22 protein-coding genes are annotated in these 19,926 nt (G+C 68.9%); 8 read left to right on the forward strand and 14 right to left on the reverse strand.

Features of this window, described 5'->3' with window-relative positions; all coding sequences use genetic code 11:
* Positions 1–14: 14 nt before the first annotated feature.
* Both ygfZ and BMY74_RS21785 read right to left on the reverse strand, forming a co-directional pair.
* On the reverse strand, positions 15–1,076 hold the full coding sequence (gene ygfZ, locus BMY74_RS21780; protein WP_089918791.1) for a CAF17-like 4Fe-4S cluster assembly/insertion protein YgfZ: 1,062 nt from the start codon (positions 1,074–1,076) through the stop codon (positions 15–17).
* Positions 1,073–1,462, reverse strand: coding sequence for a Fur family transcriptional regulator (locus BMY74_RS21785; RefSeq protein ID WP_177229867.1), 390 nt, complete (start codon positions 1,460–1,462; stop codon positions 1,073–1,075). Before BMY74_RS21785 ends, ygfZ begins: the two co-directional genes overlap by 4 nt.
* Before the next feature lie 72 nt (positions 1,463–1,534).
* Here BMY74_RS21785 and BMY74_RS21790 point away from each other — a divergent pair, with 72 nt between their 5' ends.
* Positions 1,535–2,377 (forward strand): aminodeoxychorismate lyase, encoded by an 843-nt coding sequence (locus tag BMY74_RS21790; protein WP_089918794.1) that lies wholly within the window; start codon positions 1,535–1,537, stop codon positions 2,375–2,377.
* Positions 2,378–2,389: 12 nt separating this feature from the next.
* Here the strand turns inward: BMY74_RS21790 and BMY74_RS21795 are convergent, their stop codons facing one another.
* The 11 genes from BMY74_RS21795 to BMY74_RS21840 form a co-directional block, all read right to left on the reverse strand.
* A complete protein-coding gene (locus BMY74_RS21795; RefSeq protein WP_245786278.1) occupies positions 2,390–4,876 on the reverse strand; it encodes a glycosyl hydrolase family 18 protein in 2,487 nt (828 codons plus the stop codon).
* A 133-nt stretch (positions 4,877–5,009) separates the two neighbouring features.
* Positions 5,010–5,861 carry a 5-oxoprolinase subunit C family protein gene (locus BMY74_RS21800; protein WP_089918799.1) on the reverse strand — a complete coding sequence of 284 codons (852 nt, stop codon included), beginning with the start codon at positions 5,859–5,861 and terminating at the stop codon, positions 5,010–5,012.
* Positions 5,858–6,445 carry a 5-oxoprolinase subunit PxpB gene (gene pxpB, locus BMY74_RS21805; protein ID WP_089918801.1) on the reverse strand — a complete coding sequence of 196 codons (588 nt, stop codon included), beginning with the start codon at positions 6,443–6,445 and terminating at the stop codon, positions 5,858–5,860. The genes BMY74_RS21800 and pxpB overlap by 4 nt, the downstream gene beginning before the upstream one ends.
* Before the next feature lie 532 nt (positions 6,446–6,977).
* Positions 6,978–7,589: a heme-binding beta-barrel domain-containing protein gene (locus BMY74_RS21810; RefSeq protein WP_089918803.1), complete on the reverse strand. Its 612-nt coding sequence runs from the start codon at positions 7,587–7,589 to the stop codon at positions 6,978–6,980.
* A gap of 678 nt (positions 7,590–8,267) precedes the next feature.
* The gene (locus BMY74_RS21815; RefSeq protein WP_089918806.1) at positions 8,268–8,567 is read right to left on the reverse strand and encodes a DUF1416 domain-containing protein; all 300 of its coding nucleotides are present in this window, start codon (positions 8,565–8,567) and stop codon (positions 8,268–8,270) included.
* The gene (locus tag BMY74_RS21820) at positions 8,567–9,412 is read right to left on the reverse strand and encodes a sulfurtransferase (RefSeq protein ID WP_089918809.1); all 846 of its coding nucleotides are present in this window, start codon (positions 9,410–9,412) and stop codon (positions 8,567–8,569) included. The genes BMY74_RS21815 and BMY74_RS21820 overlap by 1 nt, the downstream gene beginning before the upstream one ends.
* Positions 9,413–9,443: 31 nt before the next feature.
* A complete protein-coding gene (locus tag BMY74_RS21825; protein ID WP_089918811.1) occupies positions 9,444–9,911 on the reverse strand; it encodes a DUF4395 domain-containing protein in 468 nt (155 codons plus the stop codon).
* Positions 9,912–9,953: 42 nt separating this feature from the next.
* On the reverse strand, positions 9,954–10,031 hold the full coding sequence (locus tag BMY74_RS47020) for a putative leader peptide (RefSeq protein WP_371927800.1): 78 nt from the start codon (positions 10,029–10,031) through the stop codon (positions 9,954–9,956).
* A gap of 79 nt (positions 10,032–10,110) precedes the next feature.
* Positions 10,111–10,518 (reverse strand): thioredoxin family protein, encoded by a 408-nt coding sequence (locus BMY74_RS21830; RefSeq protein WP_089918814.1) that lies wholly within the window; start codon positions 10,516–10,518, stop codon positions 10,111–10,113.
* Entirely contained in the window at positions 10,515–11,336 is an 822-nt protein-coding gene (locus BMY74_RS21835) for an LmeA family phospholipid-binding protein (protein ID WP_089918816.1), read from the reverse strand. The genes BMY74_RS21830 and BMY74_RS21835 overlap by 4 nt, the downstream gene beginning before the upstream one ends.
* Complete coding sequence (locus tag BMY74_RS21840) at positions 11,333–12,070, reverse strand: alpha/beta hydrolase (protein ID WP_281244994.1); 738 nt, start codon at positions 12,068–12,070, stop codon at positions 11,333–11,335. Before BMY74_RS21840 ends, BMY74_RS21835 begins: the two co-directional genes overlap by 4 nt.
* Positions 12,071–12,229: 159 nt before the next feature.
* Between BMY74_RS21840 and BMY74_RS21845 the strand changes: the two genes are divergently transcribed.
* From BMY74_RS21845 to BMY74_RS21875, 7 genes are all read left to right on the forward strand, one after another.
* Positions 12,230–12,988 (forward strand): response regulator transcription factor, encoded by a 759-nt coding sequence (locus BMY74_RS21845; protein ID WP_089918821.1) that lies wholly within the window; start codon positions 12,230–12,232, stop codon positions 12,986–12,988.
* Positions 12,989–12,998: 10 nt separating this feature from the next.
* Complete coding sequence (gene mshD / locus BMY74_RS21850; protein WP_089918823.1) at positions 12,999–13,874, forward strand: mycothiol synthase; 876 nt, start codon at positions 12,999–13,001, stop codon at positions 13,872–13,874.
* A 199-nt stretch (positions 13,875–14,073) separates the two neighbouring features.
* The gene (gene pstS / locus BMY74_RS21855; RefSeq protein WP_089918825.1) at positions 14,074–15,189 is read left to right on the forward strand and encodes a phosphate ABC transporter substrate-binding protein PstS; all 1,116 of its coding nucleotides are present in this window, start codon (positions 14,074–14,076) and stop codon (positions 15,187–15,189) included.
* A 33-nt stretch (positions 15,190–15,222) separates the two neighbouring features.
* Positions 15,223–16,287: a phosphate ABC transporter permease subunit PstC gene (gene pstC / locus BMY74_RS21860; RefSeq protein WP_089918827.1), complete on the forward strand. Its 1,065-nt coding sequence runs from the start codon at positions 15,223–15,225 to the stop codon at positions 16,285–16,287.
* Entirely contained in the window at positions 16,284–17,198 is a 915-nt protein-coding gene (gene pstA, locus BMY74_RS21865) for a phosphate ABC transporter permease PstA (RefSeq protein WP_089918829.1), read from the forward strand. The genes pstC and pstA overlap by 4 nt, the downstream gene beginning before the upstream one ends.
* 10 nt (positions 17,199–17,208) lie before the next feature.
* On the forward strand, positions 17,209–17,985 hold the full coding sequence (gene pstB / locus BMY74_RS21870) for a phosphate ABC transporter ATP-binding protein PstB (protein WP_089918831.1): 777 nt from the start codon (positions 17,209–17,211) through the stop codon (positions 17,983–17,985).
* Between the two features lie 28 nt (positions 17,986–18,013).
* Positions 18,014–19,174, forward strand: coding sequence for a hypothetical protein (locus tag BMY74_RS21875; RefSeq protein ID WP_089918833.1), 1,161 nt, complete (start codon positions 18,014–18,016; stop codon positions 19,172–19,174).
* A gap of 69 nt (positions 19,175–19,243) precedes the next feature.
* Here the strand turns inward: BMY74_RS21875 and phoU are convergent, their stop codons facing one another.
* Entirely contained in the window at positions 19,244–19,909 is a 666-nt protein-coding gene (gene phoU, locus BMY74_RS21880) for a phosphate signaling complex protein PhoU (protein WP_089918836.1), read from the reverse strand.
* Positions 19,910–19,926 lie beyond the last annotated feature (17 nt).

Consider the following 19,926-nt stretch of genomic DNA (forward strand, 5'->3'; position numbering starts at 1 on the left):
CGGACTTTAGGGCGTCAAGCCCTCAAGTTGCGAACAGCTTCCCGGCCCAATCCGGGCGTGTCCGCGGGCACCGAGTCGGGGTCGATCCGGGCCGCGACCTCACGTTCGGGGGCGCCCGCGGTCAGCTCCGCGTCGACCGGTACGGACCGCTTGACCAGCGCCAACGCGATCGCGCCGAGCTCGTGGTGCAGTGCCACACTGCCCACCCGGCCGACCGCGCGGCCGTCCAGCGCGACCGGATCACCGGGCTCGGGCTGGGCATCCGCAGAACCATCCAGGTGGAGTAGGAGCATCCGCCGGGGCGGGCGGCCCACGTTGTGGACCTTCGCGACCGTCTCCTGGCCGCGGTAGCAGCCCTTGTTCAGGTGCACCGCCGGGTCGATCAGGCCGACCTCGTGCGGGATCGTGCGCTCGTCGGTGTCGATGCCCTGGCGTGCGCGCAGCGACTCGACCCGCAGCGCCTCGAACGCGTAGCTGCCCGCGGGGCGCGCGCCGGCGTCCGTGATCTTCTGCCACCACGCTGCCTTGTCCTCACGCGGGACGAGCAGGTCGAACGAGTTCTGGCCGGGCCACGAGGCGCGCCGCACGAAGCCCTCGCCCAGTGCGTCGGCGCCCTTCGGGAGCGGGATGTCGAGCTTCTCCAGCAACGCCGGGGCGTCCGGGCCGGTGATCGTCAGCAGCGCGAACTCGGATGTGGCGTCGCGCGGCTCGACCTTCGACCAGAAGACCATCTTCTTCAGGTACGCCAGCAGGTCGTCGACCTTCTCCACGTCCAGGAACACGGTGCCGCCGACGTTCGCGACGACCATGTGGTGCTCCAGCCGGCCCTGGGCGTCGAGGATCAGCGCCTCGGTCGCCGCGCCCTCGCCGAGCTGCTCGAAGTGCTGGCTCGTGAGCTGGTGCAGCCACTTGAGCCTGTCCTCGCCGGGGATCGCGACGACACCGCGGTTCGAGCGGTCGACGACGACCACCGAACGCGCGGCGGACCGCTGTTCCGCGAACGGGTCCCCGTAATGCCAGGCCACGCCGGCATCGATGGACTCGTCGGGCGGCGGGACGGCTCCTGGGAGGGTCACTCGGTCTCCTGCTCCTGCTTCAAGCAGTCGCGGCACGTGCCGGACAGCGCGAGATGAGTTGCATCAAGTTCGAACCCGTCGCGTCTGCGCAATGTTCCGACCAACGGGTCGAGAAGCTCACACGGGATCTCCTGGACGGAGCCGCACACGTGGCACACGAGGTGCACGTGCTGGTGCTCGTCGACCGAGTAGCTCGGCGCGCCGTGGCCCAGGTGCGTGTGCCGCACCAGCCCGAGCCGGTCGAGGAGGTCGAGCGTGCGGTAGATCGTCGTGATGTTGACCGTCGGCGCCGTCTCCTGGACGCGCGCGCAGATCTGCTCCGGAGTGGCGTGCTCCAGCGCCCTGACCGCGTCCAGCACGAGCTGGCGCTGCGGCGTCATCCTCATGCCGCGGTCGTGCAGCGTTTTCCGCAGGCCTCTTGCGGTCTCCACGCACCCGATGTTAGTAGGCTCGCTCACATGCGCGTGCTGGCACTGCTCGACGGAACCCTCGCTGACCCCGACTCGCCGCTGATCCGCGTCGACGACCTCGGGCTGATGCGCGGTGACGGCGTCTTCGAAACGATCCTCGTGGTCGGCGGGAAGCCCCGCGAACTCACGCCCCACCTCGACCGGCTCGACCGGTCCGCGGCCATGCTCGACATGGCACCGCCGCCCCGCGCCGAGTTCGAGCGCGCGGTCGAGCTCGTCATCGGCAACTGGACGGGCGGTGAGGAGTTCGCCCTCAAGCTCGTCTACACCCGCGGCGTCGAGGGCGGCGACGGCACGCCCACCGGTTTCGCGCTCGGCATGGAGATCGGCGCGAAGGTGCTCAAGCAGCGCGCCGAGGGCCTGTCCGCCGTGACGCTCGACCGCGGCATCGACGCCGACCTGGCCGACCGCGCGCCGTGGCTGCTGCTGGGCGCGAAGTCGTTGTCATACGCGATCAACATGGCCGCGCTGCGCGAGGCCGAGCGCCGCGGTGCCGCCGAGGTCGTCTTCACGACGTCCGACGGCTCGGTGCTCGAGGGCCCGACCTCGACGCTCGTCCTGGTGCGCGGCAAGACGTTGGTCACGCCGCCGTCGAAGCTCGGCATCCTGCCCGGCACCACGCAGTACGCGCTGTTCCGCGCCGCCGAGCGCGCCGGCTGGACCGTGCTCGTGGAGCCGATCCAGACCGGCGAGCTCTACGACGCCGACGGCGTCTTCCTCGCGTCCAGCGTCCGCAAGATCACGCGGGTGAACGTGCTGGACGGCAAGCAGCTGCCCGACTCGTCGGCCCTGCTGACCGAGCTGCAGGGCCTGTACGAGTCCGAGTACTGATCTTTCCGGGAGCTACTTGAGTCCGGCGTCGACCGCGGCCATCAACGGGCCGCGGTCACCGGACATCTCCCAGAACATCGCGCCCAGCAGGTTCTTCGACTTCAGCCACGCGGTCTTCTTCTGGATCGACCACACGTCGTCGAAGGTCCACCACTGGTTGCCGGTGTAGCAGGACGTCGCCACGGCCACCTCGTCGTGGAAGACGGTGCAGTTCGGCACCGACGCCACGAGGTTGGCGTACCCGCGCGTGCCCGCCTCCTCCGGGAACTGGCCGGGAGCCGCGCCGCCCGCCTGCTGCCACTCGCCGTTCTTCCCGCCGTTGACCACGTTCTGCCAGCCGCGTCCGTAGAACGCGAGCCCGAGCGTGATCTTGCGGGACGGCACGCCCGCGTCGAGGTAGGCCTGCACGGTGCTCTCGACGCTGAACTTGGTCGTGTACGGGTCGTCCGGGTCGGTGTAGAGGTTGCCCTGGTGGCCGGTCCGGTTGGGCTCCCACGAGTTGTCGCTGCCGGAGCCGTGGAAGTCGTAGCCCTGGACGTTGAAGATGTCCATCGACTGCGCGGCCCGCCCGAGCTCCCAGCCCGCCTCGATCTTGCCGGGGTCGGCCGGGGTGAACGCGGTGAGCTGGTAGCGCTTGCCCGTGGTGGTGCTCAGCGCGTCGAACTGCCGGCGGAACTCCTCGATCAGCAGGGTGTTGTTGACCTTGTCCTGCGGCCCGAAGTGGTTGCCCGCGTGGCCTTCCGCACCCGGCCACTCCCAGTCGAGGTCGATGCCGTCGAAGATGCCCGCCGCACTGCCAGGGCCGCCGGCGCCGTTGTACACGGGCAGGTTGCCCTTGATGTAGATGTCGATGCACGACGAGACGAACTTCTTGCGCGCCGCGTCCGTCGCCGCCACGTCGCTGAAGTACTTGGAGTAGGTCCAACCGCCGAGCGAGATCAGCACCTTGAGGTGTGGGTGCTTCGCCTTGAGCTTCTTGAGCTGGTTGTAGTTGCCGCGCAACGGTTCCCAGCCGGTGTCCGCGACGCCGTCGACGGACTGGGCCGCTGAGAACGGCCTGCTGTAGTCGGCCTCCGCGTCTCCGGCGCCGTCACCCTGGTTCGGGTCCTGCGGGTTCGGGCTCGTGCCCTTCGTGACGCCCTGCAGGCACGTCAGGTTGACGGGGTCGATGTTGCCGAACGCGTAGTTGACGTGCGTCATCTTCGCGGCGTCCATGTCCTTCACGAAGTACTGGCGCCCGTAGATGCCCCACTGCACGAAGTACCCGACACGGGCGTATCCACCGACGATGTCACCAGTGCGCTCGTTCAGCGCGTTGCTCGGGGACGAGAGGTTGTCGTAGAGGTCGCGTGCCCTGACGGTGAACGTGTAGTTCGTCGACGGCGACAGGCCGCTGACGACGGCTGTGGTGGCCGCGACCGTGGTCTTGACCGTGCTGCCGACGTAGACGTCGTAGTTCGCGACGCCCTTGTTGTCCGTGGACGCGTTCCACGCCAACGTGATGCTGCCCGCGTCCTTCGCCGTGGCGCGCAGGTTGCCCGGCGCGGTCGGCGGGGTGGTGTCGTCGGCGGGGTTGTTGGTGGTGACGGGGAGGACTGTGCTCGCCGGGCTCAGCGTGCCCTTGGAGTCCTTGGCCCGCACCGTGAACGAGTACGCGGTGTTCGGGGTGAGGCCGGTGACGATCGTGGACGTGGTGGTGGACGTGCCGACGACGTTGGTGCCGTTGTAGACGTCGTAGCTCGCCACCGGCAACGAGCCCGGCCTGGAGGCGTTCCACTGCAGGCTGACCGTGCGCGTGGTCTTGGTCGGCGACGTCAGGTTCGTCGGCGCCGTCGGCGGGGTGTCGGCGCTGCCGTCGCAGTTGGCGTTGCTGATCCGGCACGTCACCGGGTCGACGTTCTGGCTGATGGAGAACGTCGGGCTGTACGGCTCGGTGCTCGCTCCCGCGTTGATGGTCTTGTTGTAGTGGGCGGGGGTGACGGTGACCTGGGTGCCGTTCTGGGCGACCGTGCCGTTCTGGCCGTTGCTCACCGTCACGCCGGCGGGCAGCGTGAAGGAGATCGACCAGTCGGTGACCGCTGCGGTGCCGTGGTTGCGGACGACGAACTTCGCCGTGCCGCTCGCGACCGAGTACTCGGCCGTGAGCCCGGTGGGTGCCGGTGGCGGGGTGCCGCTGCCGTCGCACGCCATGTTGTTGATCGTGCAGGTGGTCGGGTCGGCCGCGGCGCTCAACGTGAACGTCGGGCTGTACGGCTCGGTGTTGCGCCCGGCGGGGAGGTTGTTGATGTAGAAGGCAGGAGTGAGCGTCACTCTCGTGCCGTTCTGCGTGATCGTCGCGTTCTGGGGACTGGACGCGGTGACACCGGCCGGGAGGTCGAACTTGATCGACCACCCGTTGAGCGCGGCCGTGCTCGCGTTGGCGACCACGAACTTGCCACTCGTGCCGGTGCGGGAGAAGGTCGCGGTGATGCCGGTGGCGGCCTGTGCAGGGACCGCCAAGGCCAGCAGCGCGACCAGAACCGTTAACAGTGCAGGGATTCGGCGCATGCGGAACTCCAGTTTGGTAGAGATTCCGCGGCGGCCTGGTGGTTACGGTATTTGGTCTGGACCACTAACGTCAATGCTCCGGTGCTCAGTCGACCGGCCGGAAGGTGACGGTCGTCCCCGGCCGAGCCTGGCCGAGAAACCGCAGGTGGTCGCCGTCGACGACGCCGATGACGGGGTACCCGCCGGTCGTCGGGTGGTCGTTGAGGAACACCACGGGCTGCCCGTCCGGCGGCACCTGGACCGCGCCGGTGATCATCCCCTCGCTGGGAATCTCCCCGTCACGACGATTCAGCTTCGTCCCGTTGAGCCGCGCGCCGACCCGGTTGCTGCGGTCCGACACGGTCCACTGGCCTTGCCGCAGCTGGGTTTCCGCGTCCTCGAACCAGTCGTCGCGCGGCCCGAGTCGAATGGGGATGACCAACGTTTGCAGCGCCCGGTGGGGTGGCACGACATCAGCGCCTCGAGCCGGGTTCGGTGTGCCCAGCTTCAGGACGTCGTTGTCCCGCAACGGCTCTGGACCGATTCCGGACAGCAGGTCGGTGGACCGGCTGCCGAGCTCCTGCGGCACGTCGACGCCACCGGAGAGGGCGAGGTAGGTGCGCAGACCGGTCTGCGGGGTGCCGATCTCGAGCGTCTGCCGCGGCTTCAGGTGCACCGGCTGGTGGGAGTCGGCGAGCCTGCCGTCGACCCGGAGCTCGGTGGGCGGCCCGGTGACCGCGATGGTGCAACTGGCGTTCGCTTCGATCACGAGCCCGCCCAGCAGCAACTCCAGCCCGGCGGCGCTCTCGGCGTTGCCGACGAGCCGGTTGGCGAGCTTGAGCGACTCCTGGTCGAGCGCACCGGACGGCGGCACGCCCAGGTGCGCGTTGCCGGGCCGGCCGAGGTCCTGGACCAACGCCTGCGGTCCGGTCTTGATGATCGTGACCGTGCGCTTCATGCGACCACGAACCTGACCAGGTCGCCGGGCTGCAGCAGCGCGGGGGTCTCGGCCTTGGCGTCGAACAGCGTGATCTCGGTGCGCCCGATCAACCGCCAGCCGCCCGGTGTCGCCCGCGGGTAGGCGGCGGTGAACTCGCCCGCGATGCCGACCGAGCCCTGCGGCACCTTCGTGCGCGGGGAGTCGAGCCGGGGCTGCTGGAGCGGGTGCGGCAAGCCGGTGAGGTAGCCGAAGCCGGGGGCGAAGCCGCAGAACGCGACCTCGTAGGTGGCGTCGGTGTGGAGCTTCACGACCTCGTCCGGGGTGGTGCCCGCCGTTTCGGCGACGAGGTCGAGGTCCGGGCCGTCGTAGACGACCGGGATGGTGATCTCGCGTGGGTGCGTGGTGGGGGCCTTGGTCAGGTCCACGGCCTTGAGGGCCTCCCTGACTTGGGGCAGCGCGCCTTTGACCAGCACCGTTCTCGCGGCCGGGACCAGTTCCTCGATGCCGTCGAGTTTCTTGAGGGCGGCGCGGACGGCCGCGACCTCGGCCAGTGAGTCGACCTCGACCAGGAGCGCGTCGGTTCCGCAGCGCCGCAGAAGCATGCCCCCATGTTACGGGGAATCGTGGGATTGTTGAACAATCCGACACGCGAATCGTTGAACAATCCGCGGTGGCGGCTGGGTGATGGGTGGGTGGGCCGCCCAAAGGTCACGCCGACGCTCGTGGCTGGCCAGCCGCCGTGTCCGCCTGCGGCTGTTCTAGCCAGCCGCAGGGTCCAGCTAGCCGCAGGGTCCAGCTAGCCGCCGGGTCCAGCCAGCCGCCGGGTCCAGCCAGCCGACCGGTCCGCCGGCTGCTGGGTTCGCCAGTCTCTGGGTTCAGCCAGCTGTGGGGTCTGGCCAGCTGTGGATCTGGCCTGCCGCTGGGGCCAGCCAGTCGCTGGGACCGCCAGTCGCCGGGTTCAGCCTGCGGCCGTCCCAGGCTGCACCGTTCCGTCAGTCGTCGGCTCACCAGCCGCCACTTCAGCCCGCCGTCGCCCCAGTTGGCCGTCGTCCCTCGAGCGGCCAATCCAGCCGGGCGCCGTCCCAGCTCGCGTCTTCACCACCTGGCGGCCAGCCCAGCCGGCCGCCGTCACAACTACCCGACGATGCGCTTGAGGTGCGCCGACGCGTGCGGCTGCATGTCCTGGCCCATCATGGCGCGCTCCTCGACGTACGCGAGGTCGCCGTTCACGACGCCGTACAGGCGCTGCGCCGCCTTGACCTCCTTGGCCGAAGCGGAGCGGATGACCGCGTCCGTCTCGAACTCCCAGGAAGTCTGCGTGCGCACCTTGCCGTAGTACAGCTCGACGATGCCCGTGTTGTGGGTCAGCAGGAGCTCGATCGTGTCGTCCTCCTGCGGACGCCAGAACCCCTGCTCGCGCGCCGCGGGACGGATGACCTCGCCCGCCTCGTTGAGCAGCCACGACCGCGCCTCGTAGACGAGGAACGGCCGGCCGTCGTGGGCGAACGTGATCTGCTGGCCGAAGCGGAACGGGCCGTCGATCGTCGGGTAGACGATCTCGCCCTCGCCGCGCCAGACACCCACGAGCGGCAGCACGCCCAGCAGGGCGTCGTTCAGGTTCGCGCCTTCGCGCAGGTTCGCCGTGTCGCCGGGGATCGGCATGTCGGTGAACTGCGGGAGGTTGCGCTCCCTGGTGGCCGCCGCGCGTTCCTCCGCCAGGCGGATGGCCTCGTCGCCGCTGCTCATCGCTGGTCGGAGTAGAGGCGGTAGACGACGTAGCCGGCGAACCACATAACGGCGATCGTCACTAGCACCAGGAGTCCGGTGAAGATGTGTTCCACGGGGTAAGGATATCTCGACTGGTTTGACGTGCAGGGTTGTGGTGGTGGACGACACCGCTGCCGCTGCTTGCCGGCGTGTGGATTCGGGCGCCTGTCGCGGCCTGTCACGGCCTGTCACGGCTTCTGCGGGTGGCTGCTTTGTGCGGGTGGTTGTTTTGCGTGCGGCCTGGTCGCCTTGCGTGCTTCCCCTGGGGCTCTGCCCCAGACCCCGGCAATCTGAGATGGGGGCCAGCGCCGTGGGCAGGCTGATGGCACGCCTGTTGCGTAGAGCGGCTGCCTGTTGCGTTGAGGGTTGCGGTGGCGGTGGGGTCCCATCACAAGCCGCACCAAGAGCGGGCCACACCTGAGGGGTGGGGTCAAGTCGACGAAAAGCGTGTCGACTTGACCCCACCCCTCAGGTGCAGCAAGAGCTGTGGCGCGACTCGTGATGGGACCCCACCGCCGGTACCTCTTTGCTAAGGACGGCTCGCCTTCGGCATCGCACCGAGTACGGCTCGCCTTCGGCATCGTGGCCATCAGGTGCCCCAGACGCCGAAGGCCCCGGCGGTGACACACCGCCGGGGCCTCCCACGTACCGATCAGGTCAGGCGACCGCGATCTCCACCGCGTGCACGCCGGGACCGAAGGCCGACACGTCGGCCTGCCCGTTGCCGGAGCGGTGCAGCGCGCGGACGGTCCAGCTGCCCGGCGCGGCGAAGAAGCGGAAGTCGCCCTCGGGCGAGGTGACCACCTCCGCGGTGAACTCGCCGGTCGAGTCCAGGAGGCGGACGAACGCGCCGCCTACCGGGGTGCCCTCGGAGAGGACCTTGCCCTCGAGGACCGTTTCCGTGGTCGAGACGTCGATCGAGCCGCCCTGGGCGGGGGCTCCGCAGCCGTTGGTCATCAGGACTCCTTGCCGGAACCGAGCTCGATCGGCACGCCGATGAGCGAGCCGTATTCCGTCCACGAACCGTCGTAGTTCTTGACGTCCTCGTGGCCCAGCAGCTCGCGCAGGGCGAACCAGGTGTGCGACGAGCGCTCGCCGATGCGGCAGTACGCGATGGTCTTGCGGCTGCCGTCGAAGCCCGCCTCGGCGTAGAGCTCGCGGAGCTCCTCGTCGGACTTGAAGGTGCCGTCCTCGTTGGCCGCCTTGGACCACGGGACGTTCACGGCCGACGGGATGTGGCCGCCGCGCTGCGCCTGCTCCTGCGGGAGGTGGGCCGGGGCGAGCAACTTGCCGGAGAACTCGTCGGGGGAACGGACGTCGACGAGGTTCTTGTTGCCGATGGCGTCGACGACCTCGTCGCGGAACGCGCGGATCGAGAGGTCCTGCTCCTGCGCGGTGTAGGAGGTGGCGTCACGAACCACCTCTTCCTTGTCCAGCGGACGGCCGTCGAGCTCCCACTTCTTGCGGCCGCCGTCGAGGAGCTTGACGTTCTGGTGGCCGTAGAGCTTGAAGTACCAGTACGCGTAGGCCGCGAACCAGTTGTTGTTGCCGCCGTAGAGGATGACGGTGTCGTCGTTCGAGATCCCCTTGGCGGACAGGAGCTTCTCGAAGCCCTCGCGGTCGACGAAGTCGCGGCGGACCGGGTCCTGGAGGTCGTTCTTCCAGTCGATCTTGACGGCGCCGGGGATGTGCCCGCCGTCGTACGCGGTGGTGTCCTCGTCGACCTCCGCGAACACGACGCCCGGCGTCTGGAGGTTCTCCTCGGACCAGGCGGCCGAGACCAGCACGTTCTCACGGCTCATGGGAAGTTGCTCCTGTAGTAGTGCGGTGTCGTTATTGCGGTCGAGCGAGTGCAGGCACGTACCTGCGCAGCACGAGGTACATCTCGCACCCGAGGCACAGGCCCAGCGCCGCGTTCAGCAGGGCCGCCACCAGTGCGAAACCGGTGGCCACCATGCCGAGCGTGGTGAGGCCGGTGGCGTAACCGAGGGTGCCGATCAGTGCGAAGACGAAGCCGACGCCCTGCGCGAACCGCAGCGGGGCCGCCTCTTCGCGCTCGGTGGTCGGGGTCAGGCGGGGCTGGATCGCGTAGCGGTAGACGTGACCCCACGGGTTCAGCTTCAGCGAGATGAACGCGCACATCGCGAAGAGCACCGTCTGCGCGGCGAGGAGACGCCACCAGCCGGTGAGCAACACGATCGCGAGGATGACGGTCGTCATCCAGGCGGAGAAGCGCGGTCCGCGCGGGTCTACAGGGGAGTCTTTGAGCACGACGACCTCCGGGCAAACGGACGAGGGCATTCAGTCCGGCAGAGGTAGCTGATGGGCGTCAAGCAGCCCAGTTCAGCCCGTCGTGCGACACAGGCTGCTGCGCACGCGGCACAGGTCAACCGCGCGTCGCTTCGTGAGCAGCAAGGTCATGGCAGCGAGGGTAGTCCTCAATCCCTCGGTGCGGGAGGTATGTCCACTTGATGGAACAGCGCAGGTTCACCCGACCGGATTAGGGCAAATGCGGGCGCAGCGCCTCGAGCAAAGAGTCGCGTTTCGGCACGCCGCCGACTCGCAACACCTCGGTGCCGTCGGCCGTCAGGGCGAGCGTCGTGGGGGTGCGCATGACGCCCAGCGAGGCGGCGACGTCGGGGAGGTTCGTGATGTCCAGTTCGGCGTGCGTCAGACCGTCCGTGCGGTCGGCGAGGTCGCGCAGGATCACCTTCGCGTGCCGGCACGGCGCGCAGAACGTGGTGGAGAGCTGCACCAGCGTCACCCCCGGCGCGAGCAGGTCGCGCACGGGAGCGGGCAGGTCGACGGCCGCAGGACGACGGGAGATGCGGCCCTCGCGGACCTTGAGCAGCACGGCGAGCGCGCCGGCCACGGCCAGCGCGCCCACGAGCGCCCACACACCTGTCATCGCTGGCTCAAGGGTACGTTCGCGATCTCGCCGGACAGCTTGAACGAGCCGCTTTCCACCTCGACGGCCGTGGGCGTCGCCCCGAACGGCAGCGTGCCGGGGTCGATCTTGATCGCCAGCGCCTGACGCAGCTGCGGGATGATCTGCTTCAGCGACGCGTCGTTGAGCTCGATGTCGTCGATGTTGATCTGGATGGCACCGCTGACCAGCGCGATCTGCCCGTACGCGGTGAGCGTGACGACCTTGCCGGCGACGTTGGTCTCGCCGGAGAGCTTGATCGCGGCGGTCGTCTTCGGGGCCGCCGGGTCGGCCGGGGCCTGCGTGGCGGCGGCGCGGTTGTCCGGCTCGATCGAGAGCTTGTCGAACGGCGTGACCTGGTTCGCGAGCCGGTTCAGGTCCATCGCCTTGATCCGGACGCTGCCCTTGACCGTGTCGATGGTCGCCTTCGAGACGTTGCCCGCGAGCAGGTCCGAGAGCTCGACGCGGGTGTGCAGCAGGTCCGCCTCCACGTCGAGGTCGCGCAGGTCGACGCCCTGCTGCTCGTTGCGGATCGGCACGCCGTACGCGCGGATCTCCACGTGCTTGTAGTCGCCGCGCAACGCCTGCAACGTGAACGGGAACCCGTTGATGCGCACCGACGGGTCCTCGTTGAGCTGCAGCTTCTCCCGCATCCGCTGAGCGATCTGGTACTCGCCCGCGGCCGCCAGCGCGAAGTCGGCCGCCACCAGCAGCACACCCAGCACGATCACTGTGATGATGAGGAACTTGCCACGGCGTGACTTCTTCTTCCGCGGCCGTGCGGGCGTCTGCGCAGTCATCCCTCGTCCTCGACGTTAACGGCGATCCATGCCGCCATCCGGTCTACCAGGTCTGGAGTCGCGGCCGATTCGGCGTGCCGCATGCCGGGTTCGATCCACAACTCGGCATGTCCGGAGGACGCGCGGTGCAGCGACCTGGCGTGCTCCACCGAGAAATAGTGGTCCAGGTCACCGTGCACGATCAGCAGTGGGGTCGGCGTGATGCGGCCGACCACCTCCAGCGGACTCTCCGGCGCTTGTACCCAGCTGCCGCCCAGCCGAACCCCGAGCGCCCGCGCCGCGAGCTTGCCGTGCGGCTGCTCCAGCAACCAGTGCACCCGGCGCATGGGAGCGGTCTCGCGCGACCACCACCGGGCGGGCCCGCTCACGGAGACGACGGCGTCCGGCCTGGTCTCGCCCAGCGCCGCGTGCCGGAGCACGATCGACGCGCCCATCGAGAACCCGATCGTGGCGACCTTCGAGTAGCCCAGCGAACGAGCCGTCCGCACGGCCGCCTCGATGTCGTGGACCTCGTCCGCGCCGACCGTGGAGCGCCCCTCGGAGCGTCCGTGCCCGCGGAAGTCGAACGCGACGACACCGGCCCTGCGGGCCAGGCGGGCGAGCACGCGGGCGACGTACGGCCGCCTCACGTTGTTCGTGAACCCGTGTCCCACAACGAAAGCGACATCGCTTTCACACTTGTGGTGGACGCCGTGCAGGCGCACTCCGTCATGTGACATGGATGTAACAGGCATGACGTCTGTGGAAACAAGTGTGAGCACGGCTTCTTGACCTGGGACTTTCTCGGGGTGCACCGGTATTGTCTCCGTCATCCGCAGGCAACGGGGCCCGGTCACCGTACGCCGCTGGTCTGGTCGAGGTGACCGACCACGGCCGATTTGGAGGGCGCCGCGATGAGCATCGACGTGCTTCTGCTGACGACAGACCCGGACCCGGAGGCTGTGCTCCCCGCGCTGGCTCTGCTGCCTCACGCCGTGCGCCCCTTGCGCCCGGAGGTCTCCGCGCTCCTCGAGGCGGGTCCCCACGACATCGTGCTGGTGGACGCGCGCACCGACCTGGTCGGCGCCCGCTCGCTGTGCCGCCTGCTCGACTCGTCCGGTGTGGACGTGCCCGTGGTGGCGGTCGTCACCGAGGGCGGTCTGGTCGCGGTCAACTCCGACTGGTCCGTCGACGAGATCCTGCTGCCGAACTCCGGCCCGGCCGAGGTCGACGCCCGCCTGCGCCTCGTGCGCTCGCGCCGCGGCACGACCCAGCCCGGTGGCGACGGCGCGCTGCAGCTCGGCGACCTCGTGATCGACGAGGCCACCTACACCGCGCGCCTCAAGGGCCGCCCGCTCGACCTCACCTACAAGGAGTTCGAGCTGCTCAAGTACCTCGCGCAGCACGCGGGCAGGGTCTTCACCCGCGCTCAGCTGCTGCAGGAGGTCTGGGGCTACGACTTCTTCGGCGGCACCCGGACGGTCGACGTCCACGTGCGACGGCTGCGCGCGAAGCTCGGCCCCGAGCACGAGGCGCTCATCGGCACGGTCCGCAACGTGGGCTACAAGTTCGTCCGCCCGCCGCGTCCCGGCTCGACCCGCCGGCCCGACGTGGCCGAGGTGGAGATGGACGACTCCGCCCGTGTCCTGGATGAGCGTTTGATCGCGCGGTAGGTTCGCCTGTGTGGCGCAACTGAGCTGGTTCGAGGAGCTGACGGCCGACCAGGCCGCCGAGGTGACGCGGCTTTTGCAGGCCGCCGAGAGCACTGACGGCGTGGCCCCGGTCGGCGAGGCCGTCCGGCTGCGCATGCGGCCGGGCGCGACGGGCAGCAGGCACCTCCTCGCGCACCTGGACGGGCAACTCGCCGGGTACGCGCACGTCGACCTGATCGGTGACTCCGGCGGCAACAAGGTCGCCGAACTCGCCGTGCACCCGCAGCACCGCCATCAGGGCGTGGGCGAGGCACTGGTGCAAGCGCTGCCCCAGGACTCGCTGCGCATCTGGGCACACGGCGGCCACCCGGACGCCGAGCGGCTCGCCGAGAAGCTCGGCTTCCGCAAGGTGCGCGAGCTGCTGCGGATGAGGCTGCGCGTCGAGAACGACCTCCCCGAGCCGAAGCTGCCCGAGGGCCTCACGATCCGGGCGTTCGTGCCCGGCAAGGACGAGGCCGCGGTCGTCTACGTGAACCACCGCGCGTTCGACTGGCACCCCGAGCAGGGCGCGATGTCCATCGAGGACGTCCGTGCCAAAGAAGAAGAGGAGTGGTTCGACCCGGAGGGGTTCCTCCTAGCGTTCGACGCCGACGACAGGCTCGCGGGCTTCCACTGGACGAAGGTCCACACGCCCGAACTGGGCGAGGTCTACGTCGTGGGCGTCGACCCGGACCGCCAGGGCGGTGGCCTGGGCAGGGCGCTCACCCTCGCCGGCCTGCGCCACCTGCGCGAACAGGGCGTCAAGGAAGTGATGCTCTACGTCGAGTCCGACAACTCGGCGGCGGTGCGCGTCTACACGAAGCTCGGCTTCACCCTTTGGGACGCCGACGTCCAGTACGCGCGGTAGTCAACGGACCGTCACAAAACGCATACGCGCTGGTCACGCAATCACTCGTTCGGCCGTGTGACCCGTCACTTCCCGTCCTGTGTTCACCTCCCGTTCACCTTGTCTAGGTGGGTTGTCCACCCTGGCTACCTACCTTCCACAACGAGCGGCGGCGTCCGTCGCGAAACCGCTACTGCTTTCCGCAAGGTGGAGGACCAAGGTGAAGATCCAGCGGCACGGTGCCGTGCTCGGCCTCGTCGCGGCCAGCGCGCTGCTGCTCAGTGCATGTGGCAGCGACAACAACGCGCCGGCGGGTGGCACGAACAGCACCTCGTCGAACGCTGCCTCTGTGCCTGTCGAGTGCGGTGGCAAGACCAAGCTCAACGCTGAGGGCTCCTCCGCGCAGAAGAACGCGGTCGACGCGTTCGTGCAGGCCTACCAGGCCGCCTGCCCCGGTGTGGACCTCGCCTACAACCCCTCCGGCTCCGGCGCGGGCGTGAAGAACTTCAACGCCGGCCAGGTCGACTTCGGTGGTTCGGACTCCGCCCTCAAGGAAGGCGCCGAGACCGAGGCCGCCGCCAAGCGCTGCCAGACCAACCCGGCGTGGAACCTCCCGCTGGTCTTCGGCCCCGTCGCCATCGGCTACAAGGTCTCCGGCGTGGACAGCCTCGTGCTCGACGCCAAGACCACCGCCGCGATCTTCTCCGGCGCGGTCAAGAAGTGGAACGACCCGGCCATCAAGGCGCTGAACGGCTCCGCGACCCTGCCGGACAAGGACATCGCGGTCATCTACCGCTCGGACGAGTCGGGCACCACCGACAACTTCCAGAAGTACCTGAAGGTCGCCGGCGGCTGGACCAAGGGTGACGGCAAGCAGTTCAAGGGCGGTGTCGGCGAGGGCAAGGAGAAGTCCGCCGGTGTCGCGCAGGCCGTCGGCTCCATCGACGGTGCGATCACCTACGTCGAGTGGTCCTTCGCGCAGGACAACAAGCTCTCGATCGCCAAGATCGACTCCGGCGCCGGTGCCGTCGAGCTGAACGCCGAGTCGGCCGGCAAGGCCATCGACGAGGCCAAGATCAAGGGCCAGGGCAACGACCTGGTCCTCGACCTCGACTCCATCTACGGCTCCAAGGCCGCCGGTGCGTACCCGCTGCTGCTCGCGACCTACGAGATCGTGTGCTCGAAGGGCTACGACGCCGACACCGCGAAGGCCGTCAAGGCGTTCCTCACGGTGGCCGCCACCACCGGTCAGCAGCAGCTCGCCGACGCGGGTTACGTGCCGCTGCCCAAGGCGTTCCAGGACAAGATCCTGACCGCTGTGAAGGCGATCGCCTGAGGTTGATGCGAAACTTCGGCTGACGCAGACGCGATGAAAGATCCCGTCGTGGCCAAGCGCCCCGCCCGCCCCGGTGACACCGGTGCGGAGCGGGGCGTCGCGGCTGCTCCCCACGCCTCGGAGGCTCCGATTCCCCCGACACCGGAAGCTCCAGAAACGACCAAGGCACCTCACGTCCGGCCTGGTGACCGCATCTTCCGCGGCCTGGCGACGGGGTCCGGTGTCTTCATCGTCGTCCTCATCGGCGCGATCGGCCTGTTCCTGATCCTGCAGGCGATCCCGTCGCTCGGGCTGGACAACGTCAACTTCCTGACCAGCCGCGAGTGGAACACCACGGACCCGTCCAACCTGCGGTTCGGCATCCTCGACCTGACGCTCGTCACGGTCGTCGTCGCACTGCTCGCCCTGCTGATCGCCATGCCGATCGCACTGGGCATCGCGCTGTTCCTCACGCAGTACGCGCCGCGCAACCTCGCCCGGCCGTTCGCGTACGTGGTGGACCTGCTGGCCGCGGTCCCCTCGATCGTCTTCGGCCTGTGGGGCCTGTTCGTGCTCGGCCCCGTGCTCTTCCCGTTCTCGGAGTGGCTGATCGAGAACCTCGGCTGGATCCCGCTGTTCGCCAAGGGCAACGTGAACGTGCAGCTCGGCGGCACCATCTTCACCGCGGGCATCGTGGTCGCGGTGATGATCCTGCCGATCATCACGGCCGTCAGCCGCGAGGTCTTCGAGCGCACGCCCACGATGCACGTCGAGGGCGCCATCGCGCTCGGCGCGACCAAGTGGGAGGTCGTCCGCACGACCGTCCTGCCGTTCGGCAAGGCGGGTTACGTCTCCGCCTCGATGCTCGGCCTCGGCCGCGCACTCGGTGAGACCATCGCCGTCGCGATCATCCTGAGCACCGCCACCAGCTCGTTCGGCTGGTCGCTGTTCGACGGTGGTTCGACGTTCGCCTCGAAGATCGCGCTGGCCGCGCCCGAGTTCAACGACCCGCGTTCCGCCGGCGCCTACATCGCCGCCGGTCTGGTGCTGTTCGTGCTGACCTTCGTCGTGAACGCCATCGCGCGCTCGATCGTCGCCGGCCACAAGGAGTACGAGTGAGCACGAACCTCGCCGACCCCACGCGCCTCGCGACGCCGCCGACGTTCCAGTCGGTCAGCGTCTCGCGCCGGATCAAGAACGGCATCGCCACCGGACTCGTCTGGGGCGCGTTCCTGATCGCGATCATCCCGCTGGTGTGGGTGCTCTACACCGTCATCCAGCGCGGCTTCCCGGTCATCCTCGACGGTGACTGGTGGCAGAAGTCGATGTCCGGTCTGCTGGCCCGCCAGCAGGGCGGCGGCGCGTACCACGCGATCTACGGCACCCTGGTCCAGGGCCTGGTCTGCGCCGTGATCTCGGTGCCGATCGGCATCATGGTCGCCATCTACCTCGTCGAGTACGGCGGCCGCTCGCGCCTGGCGAAGTCCACGACGTTCATGGTCGACATCCTCACCGGTGTCCCGTCGATCGTCGCCGCGCTGTTCGTCTACACGGTCTGGATCACGACGTTCGGCCTCGGCCGCAGCGCCCTCGCCGTGTCGATCGCGCTGGTGCTGCTGATGGTCCCGGTCATCGTGCGCACGACCGAGGAAATGCTCAAGATCGTCCCGGACGAGCTGCGCGAGGCCTCCTACGCGCTCGGCATCCCGAAGTGGAAGACGATCGTCAAGATCGTCATCCCGACGGCGCTCTCCGGCATCCTGACCGGCATCATGCTCGCCCTCGCCCGCGTCATGGGCGAGACCGCGCCGGTGCTGGTGCTCGCGGCGTACGCGCCGTTCATCAACTACAACCTGTTCGACGGCCCGATGGCCTCGCTGCCGTTGATGATGGTGAACGAGCGCAACAACCCGACGCAGGCCGGTTTTGAGCGCATCTGGGGCGCGGCGATCACCCTCGTCGTCCTCATCACCCTGTTCAACCTCCTGGCGACCGTGATCTCGCGGGCGCTGGCGCCGAAGACGAAGTGAGCGGGCGGACATGGCCAAGCGACTCGACATCAAGGACCTGAACCTCTTCTACGGCAAGTTCCACGCCGTGGAGAACGTCTCGCTCGCGGTGCCGCCGAAGAACGTCACGGCGTTCATCGGCCCCTCGGGTTGCGGCAAGTCGACCGTGCTGCGTTCGCTGAACCGCATGCACGAGGTCGCGCCGGGCGCCCGCGTCGAGGGCAAGGTGCTGCTCGACGGCGAGGACATCTACGCGTCCACTGTGGACCCGGTCGAGGTGCGCCGCACCATCGGCATGGTGTTCCAGCGCCCCAACCCGTTCCCCACGATGTCCATCCGCGACAACGTGGTGGCGGGCCTGCGCCTCTCGGGCGTGAAGGACAAGAAGAAGCTCGACGAGGTGGCGGAGCGCTCGCTGCGCGGCGCCAACCTCTGGAACGAGGTCAAGGACCGGCTCGACAAGCCGGGCGGCGGCCTCTCCGGTGGTCAGCAGCAGCGTCTGTGCATCGCGCGTGCCATCGCGGTGCAGCCCGACGTGCTGCTCATGGACGAGCCCTGCTCGGCCCTGGACCCGATCTCCACGCTGGCGATCGAGGACCTGATCACCGAGCTGAAGAAGGAGTACACGATCGTCATCGTGACCCACAACATGCAGCAGGCGGCGCGCGTGTCCGACCAGACCGCGTTCTTCAACCTGCTGGGCGTCGGTCAGCCCGGACAGCTGATCGAGGTGGACGACACGGAGAAGATCTTCTCCAACCCCGGCCAGAAGGCGACCGAGGACTACATCTCCGGCCGGTTCGGCTAAAGACCCGGCTTGCACTAAGTTGCTGCGGGTGAGCCCGCAGAGCAAGAGCCGCAAGAAGAAGCAAGGCAAGGCACCCGGCCGCAGGCCCGAGAACAACTCCCCGTACGGGGCGTTGCTCGAGTCGGCGGCCGCGGTGCGTTCCGAGTCCTGGTTGCTCGCGGACGCCTGGGCGAGCGAGCTCTACGCCACCCTCTGGCTGGCCGGATCCGGCACCGCGCCGTTGATCGAGGCGCTGGAGGCGATGGACGACCCCGCGGCGCTCACCGCGTTGCGCGCGCTGTCCGGTGTGGGTTCCGAGGAGAGCCGGGCCGCCGCCTTCGCGGCCGCCGAAGTCGTTGCGGCACGCGGCGTCGCCGAACCGCCGTGGTACGTCGCCGGCACCGTCGCGGACTTCCGTGACGCCTTCCTCGTCACGAACCTGCTGGGCGACGTCGAGGTCATCGCGATCACGCAGGAGCGCGCGGGCGTCGGCGAGACCGTGCTGTTCATGCGCCAGCCGGTGCTCGGCGCCACCGCGATCGAGCTGTTCTCCACGCCGGACGAGGGCACGGTCGCGTTGCTGGAGGACATGATCGCCTCCACGCCCGAGGCGTTCCGCGACGAGATCACCGCCCTGAGCGCGAGCGACGTCTACGACCGCGTGTGGCCGGACGTCGAGCAGTTCTGGGCGGACGGGCCGGACGAGGAGGCCGAGGAGGGCCTCATGGGCGAGGAGGACGTGCGGCACCCAGTGCAGCTGATCGCACTCGCCGACGCCCGCGTGAGCGCGTTGGTGCCCAGCGAGTACGAGATCCCCTCCGTCCGTCCGGAGAGGACGGACGAGGTCGTCGACGCGTTCCTGGCTTCGGAGCACGGGATCGCGGACGTCGAGGCCGCGCGGGCGTTCGCGCGGATCGTCGCTTCCGCCGCGGTGGAACAGAACCGCGACCCCGTCGTCTACGGACCGGCGTCGCTGACCGCCGTGCTGATCCTCGACGTGGCCGCGAAGCTGCACGTGTCCGACGCGGATCTGGCGCTGCTGCCCGACATCGTGCGCGCGTGGGCGTACTTCACCGTCGACGCGCGGGACCTGCCGCGGGACGAGGCGCGCGCGGTGTGGGACGAAGAACTGCCCACCGTGCTCGCCGAGTTCTCGGAGGCCTACGCCGATCCGGAGCTGGTGGCAGAGCGCGATGGGCAGTTCCGCTGAACGAAATCGGCCCCGCGTCCTGAGCAGGACGCGGGGCCGGGTGCAGTGAGACCTGGAAAGCCTTGAGGATCAGAGGTTGTCGTCGCCACCGTAGCCGGGCATCCGGCCGGTGACGACGAAGACCGTGCGCTTGGCGACCGACACGGCGTGGTCGCCGTAGCGCTCGTAGAAGCGGCCCAGCAGCGTCACGTCCACCGCGGCGGGAACGCCGTGCTGCCACTCCTTGTCCATGATCACGGAGAACAGGTGGCGGTGGATGTCGTCCATCGCGTCGTCCTCCTCTTCGAGGTTGCGCGCGCGGTCGACGTCCTTCGCGCGGATGATCTCCGCGGCCTCGTTCGCGAGCTTGACCGCGATGCGGCCCATCTCCTCGAAGTACGGCTTGACGTCGTCCGGCAGCGCCGACGCCGGGTGCCGGCGGCGTGCGGCCTTCGCGACGTGCAGGGCGAGGTCGCCCATCCGCTCGACGCTCTCGGCGGCGTGGATCACCGCGAGCACCGTGCGCAGGTCGGTCGCGACCGGTGCCTGCAGGGCGAGCAGTGCGTACGACTGCTCCTCGATGCTGGAGCGGACGTCGTCGACCTTCTGGTCACCGCTGATGACCTGCTCGGCCAGACCGAGGTCGGCACCCAGCAGGGCCGCGGTCGCGTTCTGCATCGCCTCGGCGACCATGCCGGTCATGTCGGCCAGTCGTTCGGCGAGCTCTTCTAGAGAGTCGTGGTAGGCCTCGCGCATGCGCTCAGCCTACGTCC

The sequence above is a fragment of the Lentzea albida genome (assembly GCF_900111005.1).
GTDB lineage: Bacteria > Actinomycetota > Actinomycetes > Mycobacteriales > Pseudonocardiaceae > Lentzea > Lentzea albida.

Coding starts and splice junctions, on each gene's coding strand:
- BMY74_RS21785 (WP_177229867.1), bottom strand. CDS start 1,462: ATGAGGATGACGCCGCAGCGCCAGCTCGTGCTGGACGCGGTCAGGGCG.
- BMY74_RS21790 (WP_089918794.1), top strand. CDS start 1,535: ATGCGCGTGCTGGCACTGCTCGACGGAACCCTCGCTGACCCCGACTCG.
- BMY74_RS21800 (WP_089918799.1), bottom strand. CDS start 5,861: ATGAAGCGCACGGTCACGATCATCAAGACCGGACCGCAGGCGTTGGTC.
- pxpB (WP_089918801.1), bottom strand. CDS start 6,445: ATGCTTCTGCGGCGCTGCGGAACCGACGCGCTCCTGGTCGAGGTCGAC.
- BMY74_RS21810 (WP_089918803.1), bottom strand. CDS start 7,589: ATGAGCAGCGGCGACGAGGCCATCCGCCTGGCGGAGGAACGCGCGGCG.
- BMY74_RS21815 (WP_089918806.1), bottom strand. CDS start 8,567: ATGACCAACGGCTGCGGAGCCCCCGCCCAGGGCGGCTCGATCGACGTC.
- BMY74_RS21820 (WP_089918809.1), bottom strand. CDS start 9,412: ATGAGCCGTGAGAACGTGCTGGTCTCGGCCGCCTGGTCCGAGGAGAAC.
- BMY74_RS21825 (WP_089918811.1), bottom strand. CDS start 9,911: ATGCCCTCGTCCGTTTGCCCGGAGGTCGTCGTGCTCAAAGACTCCCCT.
- BMY74_RS47020 (WP_371927800.1), bottom strand. CDS start 10,031: ATGACCTTGCTGCTCACGAAGCGACGCGCGGTTGACCTGTGCCGCGTG.
- BMY74_RS21830 (WP_089918814.1), bottom strand. CDS start 10,518: ATGACAGGTGTGTGGGCGCTCGTGGGCGCGCTGGCCGTGGCCGGCGCG.
- BMY74_RS21835 (WP_089918816.1), bottom strand. CDS start 11,336: ATGACTGCGCAGACGCCCGCACGGCCGCGGAAGAAGAAGTCACGCCGT.
- BMY74_RS21840 (WP_281244994.1), bottom strand. CDS start 12,070: ATGCCTGTTACATCCATGTCACATGACGGAGTGCGCCTGCACGGCGTC.
- BMY74_RS21845 (WP_089918821.1), top strand. CDS start 12,230: ATGAGCATCGACGTGCTTCTGCTGACGACAGACCCGGACCCGGAGGCT.
- pstC (WP_089918827.1), top strand. CDS start 15,223: ATGAAAGATCCCGTCGTGGCCAAGCGCCCCGCCCGCCCCGGTGACACC.
- pstB (WP_089918831.1), top strand. CDS start 17,209: ATGGCCAAGCGACTCGACATCAAGGACCTGAACCTCTTCTACGGCAAG.
- phoU (WP_089918836.1), bottom strand. CDS start 19,909: ATGCGCGAGGCCTACCACGACTCTCTAGAAGAGCTCGCCGAACGACTG.